At 61.9% G+C, this 14,780-nt stretch carries 17 protein-coding genes; 11 read left to right on the top strand and 6 right to left on the bottom strand.

What is annotated here, in order from left to right:
* The first annotated feature begins 36 nt into the window (after positions 1-36).
* From ACZY1F_RS10745 to ACZY1F_RS10695, 11 genes are all read left to right on the top strand, one after another.
* On the top strand, positions 37-813 hold the full coding sequence (locus tag ACZY1F_RS10745) for a type II secretion system F family protein (protein ID WP_463941680.1): 777 nt from the start codon (positions 37-39) through the stop codon (positions 811-813).
* Positions 814-824: 11 nt separating this feature from the next.
* Positions 825-1,700, top strand: a complete 876-nt coding sequence (locus ACZY1F_RS10740; protein WP_463941679.1) for a type II secretion system F family protein — start codon at positions 825-827, stop codon at positions 1,698-1,700.
* Between the two features lie 483 nt (positions 1,701-2,183).
* Positions 2,184-2,429, top strand: a complete 246-nt coding sequence (locus ACZY1F_RS10735) for a Flp family type IVb pilin (protein ID WP_463941678.1) — start codon at positions 2,184-2,186, stop codon at positions 2,427-2,429.
* Between the two features lie 83 nt (positions 2,430-2,512).
* Entirely contained in the window at positions 2,513-2,902 is a 390-nt protein-coding gene (locus tag ACZY1F_RS10730) for a TadE/TadG family type IV pilus assembly protein (RefSeq protein ID WP_463941677.1), read from the top strand.
* Entirely contained in the window at positions 2,890-3,864 is a 975-nt protein-coding gene (locus ACZY1F_RS10725) for a pilus assembly protein TadG-related protein (protein ID WP_463941676.1), read from the top strand. Before ACZY1F_RS10730 ends, ACZY1F_RS10725 begins: the two co-directional genes overlap by 13 nt.
* A gap of 27 nt (positions 3,865-3,891) precedes the next feature.
* Positions 3,892-4,662 carry a Flp pilus assembly protein CpaB gene (gene cpaB, locus ACZY1F_RS10720; RefSeq protein ID WP_463941675.1) on the top strand — a complete coding sequence of 257 codons (771 nt, stop codon included), beginning with the start codon at positions 3,892-3,894 and terminating at the stop codon, positions 4,660-4,662.
* The gene (locus ACZY1F_RS10715) at positions 4,659-5,861 is read left to right on the top strand and encodes a CpaE/TadZ family protein (protein WP_463941674.1); all 1,203 of its coding nucleotides are present in this window, start codon (positions 4,659-4,661) and stop codon (positions 5,859-5,861) included. Before cpaB ends, ACZY1F_RS10715 begins: the two co-directional genes overlap by 4 nt.
* Positions 5,862-7,400 carry a TadA family conjugal transfer-associated ATPase gene (locus tag ACZY1F_RS10710; protein ID WP_463941673.1) on the top strand — a complete coding sequence of 513 codons (1,539 nt, stop codon included), beginning with the start codon at positions 5,862-5,864 and terminating at the stop codon, positions 7,398-7,400. It abuts the gene before it with no gap.
* Between the two features lie 6 nt (positions 7,401-7,406).
* Complete coding sequence (locus tag ACZY1F_RS10705) at positions 7,407-8,339, top strand: type II secretion system F family protein (RefSeq protein WP_463941672.1); 933 nt, start codon at positions 7,407-7,409, stop codon at positions 8,337-8,339.
* A gap of 7 nt (positions 8,340-8,346) precedes the next feature.
* Complete coding sequence (locus tag ACZY1F_RS10700) at positions 8,347-9,231, top strand: type II secretion system F family protein (RefSeq protein ID WP_463941671.1); 885 nt, start codon at positions 8,347-8,349, stop codon at positions 9,229-9,231.
* Positions 9,232-9,323: 92 nt separating this feature from the next.
* The gene (locus ACZY1F_RS10695) at positions 9,324-9,788 is read left to right on the top strand and encodes an Hpt domain-containing protein (protein WP_463941670.1); all 465 of its coding nucleotides are present in this window, start codon (positions 9,324-9,326) and stop codon (positions 9,786-9,788) included.
* A gap of 5 nt (positions 9,789-9,793) precedes the next feature.
* Here ACZY1F_RS10695 and ACZY1F_RS10690 read toward each other — a convergent pair whose 3' ends face one another.
* From ACZY1F_RS10690 to rpsM, 6 genes are all read right to left on the bottom strand, one after another.
* Positions 9,794-10,597: a response regulator transcription factor gene (locus ACZY1F_RS10690; RefSeq protein WP_463941669.1), complete on the bottom strand. Its 804-nt coding sequence runs from the start codon at positions 10,595-10,597 to the stop codon at positions 9,794-9,796.
* A gap of 361 nt (positions 10,598-10,958) precedes the next feature.
* Positions 10,959-11,852 carry a tRNA pseudouridine synthase A gene (locus tag ACZY1F_RS10685; protein ID WP_463941668.1) on the bottom strand — a complete coding sequence of 298 codons (894 nt, stop codon included), beginning with the start codon at positions 11,850-11,852 and terminating at the stop codon, positions 10,959-10,961.
* A gap of 32 nt (positions 11,853-11,884) precedes the next feature.
* Positions 11,885-12,577: a 50S ribosomal protein L17, sunset domain variant gene (gene rplQ / locus ACZY1F_RS10680; RefSeq protein WP_463941667.1), complete on the bottom strand. Its 693-nt coding sequence runs from the start codon at positions 12,575-12,577 to the stop codon at positions 11,885-11,887.
* A gap of 77 nt (positions 12,578-12,654) precedes the next feature.
* Positions 12,655-13,665, bottom strand: coding sequence for a DNA-directed RNA polymerase subunit alpha (locus ACZY1F_RS10675; RefSeq protein ID WP_056344331.1), 1,011 nt, complete (start codon positions 13,663-13,665; stop codon positions 12,655-12,657).
* Between the two features lie 132 nt (positions 13,666-13,797).
* Positions 13,798-14,199: a 30S ribosomal protein S11 gene (rpsK, locus tag ACZY1F_RS10670; RefSeq protein ID WP_018769149.1), complete on the bottom strand. Its 402-nt coding sequence runs from the start codon at positions 14,197-14,199 to the stop codon at positions 13,798-13,800.
* Positions 14,200-14,250: 51 nt separating this feature from the next.
* On the bottom strand, positions 14,251-14,625 hold the full coding sequence (rpsM, locus tag ACZY1F_RS10665; protein ID WP_028275004.1) for a 30S ribosomal protein S13: 375 nt from the start codon (positions 14,623-14,625) through the stop codon (positions 14,251-14,253).
* Positions 14,626-14,780: the final 155 nt, after the last annotated feature.

Below are 14,780 nucleotides of genomic sequence, written 5' to 3'. Positions count from 1 at the left end.
TATTCCTCTGGTCTCACCAAGCTGACGGACCAGGCTGTGGGCGTTCTTAATCGCGGTCTGAAGAAACGGCCCAGCGGCTTATTCAACCGCGAGAAACTGGAGCAGGCTGGCCTACACAAGGAGCCTGGTGACTACCTACTGATGACTTCAGCAATTACCGTGGTGTCCGGAGTGCTCGGATTCCTCCTCGGAGGCGTGGGCATCAGCATCCTCTCTATTCTGGTCACCCCGTTTCTGCTGCTCGTACTTCTGAACTCCCTCATCGCGCGACGTCGGCGGAAGTTCGATAACCAGGTTCCGGACACGCTTCAAATGTTCGCCGGAGGACTTCGCGCCGGGCACAGCCTTCTGAGAGCCATTGACGCAGCGGCACAGGAGAACGACGGACCGATGGCTGAAGAGCTCAGCCGCATCGTCAACGAAACTCGGATCGGACGTGACCTGGGTGAATCATTGGCTGACGTTTCCCGAAGGACAGCCAGCGAAGACTTCTACTGGATTGCTCAAGCCATTGAGATTCACCGGGAGGTGGGTGGCGACCTCGCCGAGGTCCTGGACCATGTTGGCGAAACAATCCGCGACAGGAACCAAGTAAGAGGACAGGTCCGGGCCCTGAGTGCGGAAGGCCGCATCTCCGCGCTCGTCCTGATGGCGTTGCCGATTCTGATGTTCATCGGCCTGGTCACCTTCAATCCGACATATGCACGAGTGTTTACAACGACATTCATCGGGTTCGTCATGCTTGGTGCCGCGATCGCGCTTCTCTCAGTCGGCGGCCTTTGGCTCAGCCGAATCATTAAGCCGAAATACTAGGAGGGGACGAAATGCAACCCATCGCATTGGCAGCAATTCTGGCCATCATTCTTCCGATTTCGGGCATGATCTGGCTGGCTTTCACAGGCGATCGCGCCGGACTCCGCAATATCCAAACTAATCTTGGACGCCGACCCAGCCAGGTTGCCCAGTCCTTGAATGTCAATGAGCAAATCGCTTTCCTTTCCAAGCGGCTCACTCCCCGCAGCTACGAAGCGTGGCTGGACAAGCAGTTGGCAGGAGCGGGCAGGCCCAAGCAATGGCCGCTGGCACGCATCATTATGGTGAAGCCGATGCTGGCTTTCGGCGGAGCAATTCTGGGACTCCTCGTCTTCCTTGGCGCACCGTCCCCCGGACGAGTCGCAATGGGTGTCGTGATCGTGGCGTTGGCGTATTTCGTCCCCGACATCCTGTTGCGAAATCGGGCACAGAAACGACGGGAAGAAATCAGGCTCGAACTTCCAAACGCGCTGGACCAGATGCTGATCTCAGTTCAGGCCGGCCTGGGGTTTGAAACCGCTATGGGACGGGCCGGTGAAAATGGCCGCGGTCCGCTCGCCGACGAACTGATCAGGACCCTCCAGGACATCCAAGTGGGCCGGTCCCGTAAGGAAGCGTACTTGTCGCTCGCCGAGAGGGTGGACGTTCCCGACGTCCGTACATTCATCCGGGCTGTAGTCCAGGCGGACACCTACGGTATTGCCATCGCCGGGGTGCTCAAGACGCAAGCGAAGGACATGAGGATCAAACGGCGACAGCGGGCTGAAGAACATGCGATGAAGATGCCCGTCAAGATGCTCTTTCCTCTGATCTTCTTTATCCTTCCGACGCTGTTCATCGTACTGCTGGGGCCGGCCGTGCTTCAGATTATGGCCGTATTTTCCTAGGGGGACAGATGTTCAATCAATTCCGCAATCTAGTGGCGGGCTTGGCCGAAACTATCAACGCAATGGTTCACGACCAACGAGGAGCCACAGCAACCGAATATGGAATCCTGCTCTCATTCTTGGCGCTAGCCATAGTTCTGGGAGTAACCGCGTTCGGCCAAGCGTTGAACCTCCACTACCTTGGCCTGACCACCACGCTCAAGACGGCACTCGGACTCCCCTAAACGTCCCACCGCGCCATTAGGCGCCCCAAAAGCCGGACCCCCTCGGAACCCAGAACCGAGGGGGTCCGTTTGTGTGCGTGGCTAAACACTTTTTCGCATGGTCAGCACAGGATTCGGGTAGGGAACCCGCAGGAAACGCGCAGCCCAGGAAGTCTTCGCGCAGGATGCTGCAAGTTCCCATCAACATCGCATCAAGCGTTGCTAGTTTCGTGCTTGAGCTGGTGCAGGACCAGCCACCCGAACTCGCTCAGGAGTCCAAATGCTTTCTCTCCACACCAACCTTATGATCCGCCTTCGTAGTGAAGAAAAGGGCGCTACTGCCGTCGAATACGGCATTATGGTCGCACTTATCGCCGTCGCCATCATCATCGCCGTCACGCTTCTTGGAACCACCCTCACCGAAATGTTCAACAGCACTGCTTGCAGCGTCAAGGGCGGGGCGTGGACCGGTACGGTTGCGGCTTCAGGTGGTACGGCAGCTGTGCCGGGTAGTTGCTCCAAGTAGCTTCTGTTTCGGATAAGGGCGGCGGCAGCAGATTTCTTCCGCCGCCCTTTCTCTTGTCGAGCCGACCAGCGAAAGGCACCACCATGTCCAGGGCATCCGAGCGTGGAGCCGTCGCGGTCGAGTTTGCGATCGTGGCGCCCCTCCTGGTCATGCTGCTCCTGGGCATCATGGAGTTCAGCCGGGCCTACAACGCCCAGGCCACACTCTCCGCCGCCGCCCGTGAAGGGGTCCGGGTCATGGCAATCTCCAACATCCAGGCAACTGCCAAAACAGCAGCCAAGAACACGGCACTTTCGCTGAAACCGGGGCTGGCGGACACAGACATCGCTTTCAAGAACCTCGATACAGGCACCGCCGTCTGCGCACCGGGCAACCGGATGACCATCACCATCACCTACAACCTGTCCACCATGACAGGCATAGCCGGCCCGTTTCCCATGACAGGCAAAGGAGCCATGCTATGCGGCGGCTGACCCCATCGACGCCAACGGACGACGGCGAGCGCGGCGCCGTCAGTGTGATCGTGGCCCTGATGCTCGTGGTGCTCCTGGGATTCGGAGCCATGGCTGTGGACGTGGGCATGCTGTACGCCGAAAAAACCCAGGTCCGCAACGGAGCCGACGCCGCCGCGCTGGCCATAGCCCAAAGATGCAGCCGCGACCCGACCAGTGCGGACTGCTCCACTACTTCATCCCTGGCGGCAGGTCTCACCAACGGCAACGCCACCGATGGTCTCAGCCACATCCAGTCCACAGTGCTCAACAAGACCGGACACACCGTAACTGTTACCGCTGGCGCGCAGGAGGCTGGCCACTCCCCCAATGAAGTGTCCCTGTTCTTCGCCCGGGTTCTTGGCATGAATACTGCGGAAGTCACCGCCAGTTCATCGGCGCAATGGGGTACACCCTCCAAAGGACCGGTCATCCTGCCGCTGGCGATTGCCTACTGCAAGCTGGACCTGACAGCCGGTTCCCCCTCGGGCGCCGTACAGGTGCTGCAACAGGCCGTAAATGATTGCGGTGGGATTCCCGGCGGCTTCGGGTGGATCGAGACTCCAGGCGCCACAAAGTGCGGCCTGACCCTCACGGCCGGGGCATCAACGAATACCGGAATATGGTTCTCCAGCAGCACAGGAGCCCCCGCGCCTCCCCTTTGCACGGCGGCAGACTTCAGCCAAATGAACGATCAGACGGTGCTTTTGCCCCTCTACGACCTCGCAACAGGGACCGGATCAAGTGGCAAGTACTACGTCAAGGGTTTCGCTGCCTTTCACATCACGGCCTACCGCTTTCCGAGCATCAGCTGGACCACTGGAGGGACCATACCGAACAAGTCCATTAGGGGCTACTTCGTAAAGTTCGTTTCCCTGGCCCAAGCTTTCGAACTCGGCAACACCCCCGACTACGGCACAGCCGTTGTCCGTCTCACCCCCTAGCAAGAACCGAAACTACAGGAGCACTCAGTGAAGTCACGCTTGTTGGCAGGAGTGGTGGCAGTCCTGCTGGCCATCGTTGGGGCGGTCATCGTTGTGTCCTATGCACAGGGCGCCGACCAGCGGGCAGTCCGTGACCTGAATCCGGTTGGCGTCCTGGTGGTCATTAAGGCCGTGCCGGCCGGCTCTTCGGCAGAGACGTTGAAGGCAGCCGTGGCGCTACAGCAACTACCGGGGACCGCCGTTGCCAAGACCGCTCTGAACACGCTGGACGGCTCAGGCGCGAAGGTCACCGCCACAGATCTTGTCCCCGGCGAGCAACTGCTGGCCGAACGCCTCGTCTCCCCAGACGAACTGAAGTCCTCGGGCTCCGTGCCAGTGCCCGCGGGGCTACAGGAAATCTCCTTCCAACTGGAGCCGCAGCGCGTCGTCGGTGGACGCGTAGCGCCAGGCGACCACGTTGGGATCTTCATCTCCATGCCCACCGGCGGCATAGAAGCAAATTCGGACAAGGAAACCGTCCAGCTGTCCATCCACAAAGCGCTGGTGACCGCCGTCCAGCGGGCGCCCGAAGGCGCAGCCGCAAAACCAGCACCGTCGCCGAGCGCGGAACCTGCACCGGACCCGCGTGACGTGAACCTTCCCACCGGATCGCTGATGGTCACGGTCGCGGTGGACGACATCAACGCCGGCAAAATCGTCTTCGGCGCAGAGTACGCGTCCATCTGGCTCAGCAGGGAGCCCCTCGACGCACAGGACAGCGGACCGCGCATCATGATCCGGCCGGACGTCTACAAATGAGCCGCTTCGTCCTCATCACCCCTGACGTGGACTTCGACGCCCGTCTCCGCCAGGCCGTTGCCGGCGGCCTCCAGGGCGGCGTGCAGACGTTCGCCACCAGCCTGCTGCCATCGGACCCTCATGAACTGTTCGCGCACCTGAACCAGGAGCAGCCCGAGGTGCTGGTCCTCGGACCGGAAGTGCCAGTCGACGATGCCCTCCGGCTCGCCACGGTACTGAACGTCAGTTTCCCGGATCTCAGTGTCATCCTGGCCGCCGACCAGGACCCCGATCCCAATTTCCTGCTTCATGCCATGCGTGCAGGCATCCGGGACATCGTTCCCCCTGACTCCGATGCGGCGCAGATCCGTGTGTTCCTGGAACGCGCCGGCCAGTCGTTCGCCAGCCGGCACCGTACACTGGTGCCCCAGCAGGCAACGGAATCCGGCAAGGGCCTGGTCATCGGCGTTTTCTCGCCCAAAGGGGGCGTGGGCAAGACCACCATTGCCACCAACATCGCCATCGGGCTGGGCAAAGTGGCGCCCATGAGCGTCGTCATCGTGGACCTGGACCTCCAGTTCGGTGACGTCGCGTCGGGCCTCTACCTCGATCCCGAACACACAGTCACGGACGCGGTCTCACACGCGGCCAGCCAGGACTCCCTGGTGCTCAAGGCCTTCCTGACCGTCCACCCGGGCAGCATCTACGCCCTCTGTGCTCCGACCACACCGATCGACGCGGACGAGATCACACCCGACCAGATCAGCCGGCTGCTCGAACAGCTGTCCGAGCAATTCCAATACGTTGTGGTGGACACCGCGCCAGGGCTGCCGGAAATAGGGCTCGCGGCGATGGAAAAATGCACCGATGTGGTCTGGGTCAGCGGCATGGACATCCCCAGCGTGCGTGGCCTGCGGGCCGGGCTGGATATCCTGCGCCGGCTGGACATCCTTCCCGAGACCCGGCACGTGGTGCTGAACATGGCGGACGCCAAGAATGGCCTCACGGTCCAGGACCTGGAATCGACAATGGGCGCGCCCGTTGACGTCAGCATCCCGCGGTCCCGCGCGGTGGCCCTTTCCACGAACCGGGGTATCCCCGTACTCCAGGAGCAAGTCAAAGACCCTGCGACCAAAGGGCTCCACCAGCTCGTGGAACGGTTCAACCCCGCGTGGCGGGCAAAGTCCCAGCGCAAACTGCACCGAAGGGTAGTGGTCTAGATGAAACTTTCAGAGCGCATCAGCGCTGCCGAGGCGAAAACCCAGACCGGACAACACGCGGTTCCCGTCAGGGCCTCGTCTCCCACCCTGGAACTGCCGCGTCCGGACTTTTCCGCCCAGCGGGTGAAGTGGTTTGACGAGAGTTCGGAAAAACGTACGACGACGGCGGCACCGCCTGCCGCCGTCGTCGTCGTCGCCGGTCATCCGGAAGAGGTGAGAGTGAAACCCCAACAACCGGTGGACGCTTTTGCCGCCCTCAAAGAGAGAGCTGCCACCGCCCTTTTTGAGCACCTCGGCGCCCGGTTCAGCGACTCAGCCATCACGGAACAGGAGCTGAAGTCGTCGGCCAAGGACCAACTCACCCGGATCATCGACGCCGAACAGGTGCCGCTCTCCCCCGACGAACGCACGCGCCTGGTCCAGGACGTGGCCGATGATGTCCTGGGCTACGGCCCGCTGCAGCGGTTGCTGGATGATCCTGCGGTCACCGAAATCATGGTCAACCGCATGGACCAGATCTACGTGGAGCGCAAAGGCCACCTCACCTTGGCGGATTCCCGGTTCAGCTCCGAGGAGCACCTGCGCAAGGTCATCGAACGCATCGTGTCTAAAGTGGGCCGCCGCATCGACGAGTCCTCGCCCCTCGTGGATGCCCGGCTGGAAGACGGCTCGCGTGTCAACGCCGTGATCCCGCCCCTGGCCGTTGGCGGATCATCGCTGACCATTCGTAAGTTCAGCAAGGTGCCTCTCACCGTCCGTAACCTCATCGATTTCGGCACACTGACGCCGGAAATGGCGGAACTGCTCAACGCATGCGTCAAAGCCAAACTCAACATCATCGTGTCCGGCGGAACCGGTACCGGGAAAACCACGCTGCTGAACGTCCTGTCTTCTTTCCTGCCGGCCAACGAACGGATCGTGACCATCGAGGATGCTGTGGAACTCCAGATCCAGCAGGACCACGTGGTCCGGCTAGAGAGCCGCCCGCCCAACACCGAGGGCAAAGGTGAGGTGACCATCCGCGAACTGCTCCGGAACTCGCTGCGTATGCGCCCGGACCGCATCGTGGTGGGTGAGGTCCGCGGCGGTGAATCGCTGGACATGCTCCAGGCCATGAACACCGGGCACGACGGCTCGCTCTCGACGGTGCACTCCAACTCACCGCGCGACGCCGTGGCCCGCCTGGAGACCCTGGTGCTCATGGCCGGCATGGACCTACCGTTACGGGCCATCCGGGAACAGATCGCCTCTGCCGTCAACCTCATTGTCCAGATCTCGCGCCTGCGCGACGGGTCCCGGCGCATCACCCATGTGACCGAAGTCCAGGGCATGGAAGGCGACATTGTGACTCTCCAGGATGCCTTTGTTTTCGATTACTCTGCCGGCGTGGACGCCCACGGGCGCTTCCTTGGCAGACCGGTGGCCACAGGAATCCGGCCCCGGTTCATCGACCGTTTCGAGGACCTGGGGATCCACGTTTCACCTGCAGTGTTCGCCACTCCGGCGGGCGCCGCCACCACGGGCGACGGTAAAGGCTAGGCTGCGATGCTGATTTTTCTGGGAGCCGCACTCCTCTTCCTCGCCCCTATCATGGTGGGCATGGCGCTGGTGCTGCCGCGAACCCCCGACATCGCGCTGGACCGGCGCCGGCCGTATGAGGCGGAGCCGGCGTCGGGCCTTACCCGGCTGACAAGCGCCACCGTGGGAGCCCTGGACAGGTTCCTGGCAACCAGGAACGTTCGGCTCTATAACCGCGACGCACTCGAAACTGCAGGGGTCCGGATGAGCCAGGCTGAGTTCATGGTGCTGGTTTTTGCCGGCGCCATTGTGGGCGCTCTCGTGGGGCTGGTGATCGGCGTATTCTTTGTCTCTCTCCTGTTGGTCATCCTCGCCCCCGTCGTAGGGCACGTCCTGCTGGGGTTCCTGGCCGGCAAACGGCGGGCCAAGTTCGATCAGCAGCTGGGCGATACGCTTCAGCTCCTCTCCGGAGGCCTGCGCGCGGGGCACAGTATTCTTCGTGCCGTCGACGCTGCGGCGGCCGAGTCGCAGAGCCCCACCTCCGAGGAGATGCGCCGCGTCATCACCGAGACAAGCCTGGGCCGCGACCTGCTGGATTCCCTGACTGACACGTCCGAGCGGATGCAGAACGAGGACTTCGTCTGGATCGCCCAGGCAATCCAGATCAACCGCGAAGTAGGCGGAAATCTGGCGGAAGTCCTGGACCAGGTGAACGAGACCATCCGCGAGCGCAGCGAGATCAAGGGCCATATCAAGTCCCTTGCCGCGGAGGGCAAATTCTCCGCGTACATCCTCATCGCCATGCCCATCGGCATCGTGCTGATGCTGATGACGGTAAACCCCGGTTACATGAACTCGATGTTCACCCATCCACTGGGGTGGGGCATGATCGGGGCTTCGGTGGTCCTGATGACGATCGGCAGCCTGTGGATGCGCAAAATCATCGATCTGAAGTTCTGAGGCGACGATGAGTCCACTGATAATTTCCTCGCTCCTGCTGGTCTCCGTGCCCATCGGCTACCTGGCCTGGGCTGTCCTCTCCGTGGACCGGAAGGCACGGACTGCCACGGTGGCTATCCTGAACCGGGGCCGACGGTCTGCCGAGGCGCCTGAGAAGAAATCCACAGGTTTGTTGGACGGCATCGGGCACCGCCTGACGCCCCCGGTCTACGTCCGCAAACTGGACAGACTGCTGGCGCTGGCCGGGCGGCCCAATGGCTGGCCGCTGAGCCGAATCCTTATGGCCAAGCCTGCGCTGGGTCTTGTGGGAGCCTCGCTGTTTGTCCTGATCAGCACGAGCAGCCCTCAGCCCATGCTGAAACTCGCGGGCCTGTTCCTGCTCTTCCTCGGCTATTTCATCCCGGACTTGATGCTCTACAGCAAAGGCCTGGAGCGGCAGAAGGCCATGCAGCTGGAACTGGCCAACACCCTGGACCAGATGCTGATCTCGGTGGAGGCGGGCCTCGGCTTCGAAGGGGCGATGGCCCGGGCCGGTGAAAACGGCAAAGGCCCGCTGGCCGACGAGCTGGTCCGCACCCTGCAGGACATGCAGGTGGGCCGCAGCCGGCGTGAGTCGTACCAGGCGCTGGCTGAGCGGACCAGCATCCCCGAGCTGCGAAGCTTTGTCCAGGCGGTGGTCCAGGCCGATGCATACGGCATCGCCATCAGCCGCGTCCTGCGCATCCAGGCCAAAGTCATGCGGGTAAAACGCCGCCAGCGGGCCGAGGAAAAGGCCATGAAACTCCCCGTGATGATTCTCTTTCCCCTACTTTTCTTTATCTTTCCCGTGCTCTTCATTGCCATTCTGGGGCCAGCGGTTATCAACACGGTTGTCACATTCAGCGGTCAATGACGCCGGATACCACCAGTCAAGGATGACTCAAGGTTTCCACAGGATCAGCTGAAAATGGGCTCCCACGTTACTACAGGAAGTAGCCTTGAAAGATGGATAGTCCACCACTCACCTCCAGCAGCGGGGGTGTCCCTGCCGAGCCGTCGGCCGCAGGGGCTGCTGCGGACGTGGGAACTGGCCTGCCAACGACAGGCGATGATCAAACTCGCTGGGTCGAACCGGACATCCTGGCGGAGCTGGAAGAAGAGCTGGACGGCCCCGAACTTGCCCTTGGATTCGCCCGCGATTACGCGTCTTTGTGGGACCAGCGCTTCGGCCGTCTGGCCGCAGCGGTACACACCGAGGACCGCCCCGGAGCTTTGGATGCCGTCATCAGCCTGCGGATCGCCTCAGCCATGGTGGGCGGGATCCGGTTGTCAGTTCTGGCCCAAGCTCTGGAGGACGCCGTCCGCCGCAGCGACTTCGTCCAGGGCCAAGCACTGCTGGCAACCGTGGCCGACCACGGCGTGCGTACAGTCACAGAGCTCCAGGCGAACTACATCCTGAGAAACGGCTAGCCATTTCAATGGATGTCCCCCGGCCAGCCCGGCAGGTCGGTCCTGTTCGGTGCCAGCCGGTAGCCCACTCCCCGCACGGTCTGCAGCCAGCGTGGTGAATGCGGATCCTCCCGCAGCTTGCGGCGCAGGTTACCCACGTGGACTTCCACGGCCCGCTCGTCAGCCTCGCTGATATAGGCATCGGCCTCATAGAGGTCACCCCGCACCGCGCGCACCAGATCGGACCGCGTGCATACTGCCCCCTCGCCGCGGAGCAAAGTGTGCAGGAGGTCGAACTCGCTGCGTGTGAGCCCGAGGTCCACCTCACCAATAACCACCGTGCGGGTCCGGTAGTTGAGAATGAGCCCGTTGTGCTCGATAACACCCGTGTGGGTGAAGGTGACCGGCGCGGCCGGAGTTGAAGCCCATGAAGCAGCCTGGGGTGGACTGGTGACCTCATGGCGCGGCCTGCGCATCATGGCGGCCACCCTGGCCCGGAGTTCGCGCGGCCGGAACGGCTTGGCGATATAGTCATCCGCCCCGGCGTTGAGTGCCGAGAGCAGATCCGGTTCCTCGCTCCGTCCGGTCAGCATGACCACGTAGGCATCGCTGAAATTCCGGATCCGCCGCAGGACCTCGAAGCCGTCGATGTCCGGAAGGCCGATGTCCAGCGTGACCACCTGGGCCCTGTTATGTCGTACTACCTCTACGCCCGCGCGCCCCTCGGCGGCAGTATGGACCTCAAAGCCCGCCTGACTCAGGATCCCCTCGAGGAGGTTCCGTACGTCGGCGTCGTCTTCAATGACTACTGCTACTCCAAGATCTTCCATGTCTATCCCTGTTGCCAGGTGGACGAGGCCCCCATCAGCCCAGCGCTAATCCCCTCGTCCACTCCAACTCTCTACACGGTACAAGTATGAACGGCAGATAACACGCCTTCTAGAGATTAGTTTTGGAAAGTCAATTACCATGACATCGCAGCACAATAGGATTCGAAGGGTTGACTACCTCAGCCCTAGATATTCTGCTGCATCAATTCATTAAGGACGGAATGGGGGCCGTCAGGAAAGGTTGGAGACACCGGATGGTTCGACGTCCCTCGCCCCGGGGTGTTGGCCTCTACTTCAGGAAGCTCGGTCCCCATACGCAGGTGGCCTTGTGCCAGCTTGGGTCGAAACTCAACCACCGGACCTAGTGCTTGCGGACTGCCCTCGTGAGCTCGGCGCGGGCCAGCATCTCGTCGTCGGACGGGTAGGCCACTTCTTCAAGGACCAGCGGGTGAGGCGCGGCCAGGACGGACTTGGCGTCCCGTTTCTTGGCCAGCAACCTCTCATGCAGCCAACCCGGCTCCTCGATGCCCTCGCCCACGAACAGGGCCGAGCCAACCAGGGACCGCACCATGTTGTGGCAGAACGCGTCGGCCTGGACGGTGGCAACAATGACGCCGTCCTCACCGCGGTGAAACTCGAAGCGCTGCAGCTCACGGACGGTGGTGGCACCCTCCCGCGGCTTGCAGTAGGACAGGAAGTTTTGCAGCCCCAGCAGCTGCGAGGCACCGGCGTTCAGCAGGTCCACATCCAGGGGGCTCTGGTGCCAGAGCGTGAAGTACCGTTCGAGCGGATCCCACAGGGCAGGTCCATCCGCGATGCGATAGCTGTACCGCCGCCACAGAGCGGAAAACCGTGCATCGAATCCCACTGGCGCCAAGGACACCAGGTGGACCTCGATAGACCCGGACAGGTCCCCCAGCCCCCTGCTGAGGGCGCCACGAATCCGCCGTAAGAATGCGACGGCGGGATCCAGTTCGTGCCCGCGCGGCAGCTTCAGCCACTCGGCCTCGGTCAGGTCCAGGTGGACCACCTGGCCGCGGGCGTGCACGCCGGCGTCGGTACGTCCCGCCACGGTGACCCGGATAGGCCGGCGGATCAGCAACGCCAGCGCCTCTTCCAGGATGCCCTGGACGGTGCGCAATCCCGGCTGCACTGCCCATCCGTTGAAGGGGCCGCCGTCGTACGATAAATCAAACCGGACACGCAAAAACCCGCCGCCCCCCAAAACGGGGGCAGCAGGTTTTTGGTCGTTCATAGACATAAGTCTACTGGAGCGTCAGAGCCTGATTACTCAGCTTCGACGGCCTGTGCAGCTTCGCCACCGGCAGGCGCGAAGCCTGCGGCTGCGGCGGACTCTGCAGAGTCGAACCAGACTTCAGCAGTCGTGGCGTCGTACCAGCGTGAGCCGGGAACGTGGTACTTCATGGAGTCCTCGTTGCCTTTGACCTCGAAGCCCTCAGGGGCAACGTTGTCAGCCGTAGCAGGCTTGGAGCCGGCGTACTTGGCTTCAGCAGCTTCGGTCTCGGCAGCTTCGGTCTTAACAACCGGAGCTTCTTCAGCAACCGGAGCAGCCTTGGCGGCAGCCTGGGTAGCCTCAGCCACAACGGCCTGCTTGGCGGAAACCGGCTCGAGAACCAGTTCGATGACAGCCATGGGAGCGTTGTCGCCCTTACGGTTGCCGATCTTGGTGATGCGGGTGTAGCCGCCGTTGCGGTTCTCCACTGCCTGTGCAATGTCGGTGAACAGCTCGTGGACGATGCCCTTGTTGCTGATCAGGCCGAGTACACGGCGGCGGGAAGCCAGGTCGCCACGCTTGGCGAAAGTCACCAGGCGCTCGGCGTACGGCTTCAGTCGCTTGGCCTTGGTCACCGTGGTGGTGATCCGCTTGTGCTCGAACAGTGCGGCGGACAGGTTCGCGAGCATAAGACGCTCGTGAGCCGCTCCGCCTCCGAGGCGCGGACCCTTAGCGGGGGTAGGCATAATAGTTTCTCCTCATATGGAAGCCAGTGGGCTGCGCACACCGTGGTGCATCCAGCCAGCCGGCCAAGATCTGTTTGTTAGAGTTCGTCGTCGCCGAAAGCGGCGTCGTCCTCTTCAATTGCTGCGGCGCGTGCTGCGAGGTCAAAACCGGGAGGCGAGTCCTTGAGGGACAGGCCCAGTTCAACCAGCTTTGCCTTGACCTCGTCAATGGACTTCGCACCGAAGTTACGGATGTCCATGAGGTCAGCCTCGGAGCGTGCAACGAGTTCACCCACGGTGTGGATGCCCTCACGCTTGAGGCAGTTGTAGGAACGGACGGTGAGGTCCAGATCCTCGATCGGCAGTGCCATGTCTGCTGCCAGGGCAGCATCCGTCGGCGACGGGCCAATCTCGATACCTTCAGCTGCGGTGTTCAGCTCGCGGGCCAGACCGAAGAGTTCCACCAAGGTGGTACCTGCGGAAGCAACAGCATCGCGCGGGGCGATGGCCTGCTTGGTCTCGACGTCGACAATGAGCTTGTCGAAGTCGGTGCGCTGCTCAACACGGGTTGCTTCCACGCGGAAAGTAACCTTCAGGACCGGCGAGTAGATCGAGTCGACCGGGATACGGCCGATCTCGGAGTCGCCGGACTTGTTCTGAGCTGCCGAAACGTAGCCGCGGCCGCGCTCGATGGTCAGTTCGAGTTCGAACTTGCCCTTCGAGTTCAGCGTGGCAATGTGCAGATCCGGGTTGTGGAATTCGACGCCAGCCGGCGGAGCGATGTCCGCGGCGGTGACGACTCCGGGGCCCTGCTTGCGCAGGTAAGCCACAACCGGCTCGTCGTGCTCGGAGGAAACCGACAGGCTCTTGATGTTCAGGATGATCTCAGTGACATCTTCCTTGACACCCGGAACCGTGGTGAACTCGTGCAGCACGCCATCGATCCGGATGCTGGTTACAGCAGCACCGGGGATGGAGGAGAGCAGGGTACGGCGGAGGGAGTTTCCGAGGGTGTAGCCGAAGCCCGGTTCCAGCGGTTCAATGATGAAACGCGAGCGGTTATCGGAGACTACCTCTTCGGAGAGGGTGGGGCGCTGTGCAATGAGCACTTAGGTTTCCTTTCGGCGAGCATCCGCTATATGACGCAACACAGGTGGTGGAAATTCGGTCTGAAGACTTAACGCGGCTGGGCTTGCCCGGACCGTTGACGGTCCGGGCAAGCTCAAGCTGCTGGAAAAGCCTTAGACGCGGCGGCGCTTCGGCGGACGGCAGCCGTTGTGCGCTGCGGGGGTGACGTCCTGGATGGAGCCAACCTCCAGGCCAGCGGCCTGCAGCGAGCGGATTGCGGTTTCGCGTCCTGAACCCGGTCCCTTGACGAAAACGTCAACCTTGCGCATGCCGTGCTCCTGCGCACGCTTGGCAGCAGCTTCGGCAGCCATCTGGGCTGCGAACGGGGTGGACTTGCGTGAGCCCTTGAAGCCAACCTCACCTGAGGAAGCCCAAGAGATAACAGCGCCGTTCGGGTCCGTGATGGACACGATGGTGTTGTTAAAAGTGCTCTTGATGTGCGCCTGGCCCAGCGCGATATTCTTTTTGTCCTTCTTACGCGGCTTGCGAACCGCGCCACGAGTCTTCGGGGGCATTTTTTCTCCTACAGAAAGTTATTGGGGGAAGACGAGTCAATCCCGAGGGATTTAACGAGCCTTCTTCTTGCCTGCAACGGTGCGCTTCGGACCCTTACGGGTACGTGCGTTCGTCTTCGTACGCTGTCCGCGCACTGGCAGGCCCTTGCGGTGGCGAATACCTTCGTAGCTGCCGATTTCAACCTTGCGGCGGATATCAGCTGCTACTTCGCGGCGAAGGTCACCCTCAACCTTGTAGTTGCCTTCAATGTAGTCACGAAGTTCTACCAGCTGAGCATCGGTGAGGTCCTTAACGCGGACGTCAGCGCTGATGCCAGTGGCAGCCAGGGTTTCGTGTGCACGGGTCTTGCCCACGCCGTAGATGTAAGTAAGCGCAATTTCCAACCGCTTTTCGCGGGGAATGTCTACGCCAGCGAGACGAGCCATAGAGGCAGTGCTCCTTGAATAAACCGGAGGTCGTAGGCAGTACACCCGCACGTTCTGTGCGGCCCCAGCCTCCGACCGGGGGTTAGCTGTCCGGGCTCATACGTCCCAGTTCAGCTTGTGCTGCCTTTTATTTACTTGCGTGGGTTAGCAACCCA

This window comes from Pseudarthrobacter xylosi (assembly GCF_055412765.1).
This window is presented reverse-complemented; position numbering and strand designations above follow the sequence as displayed.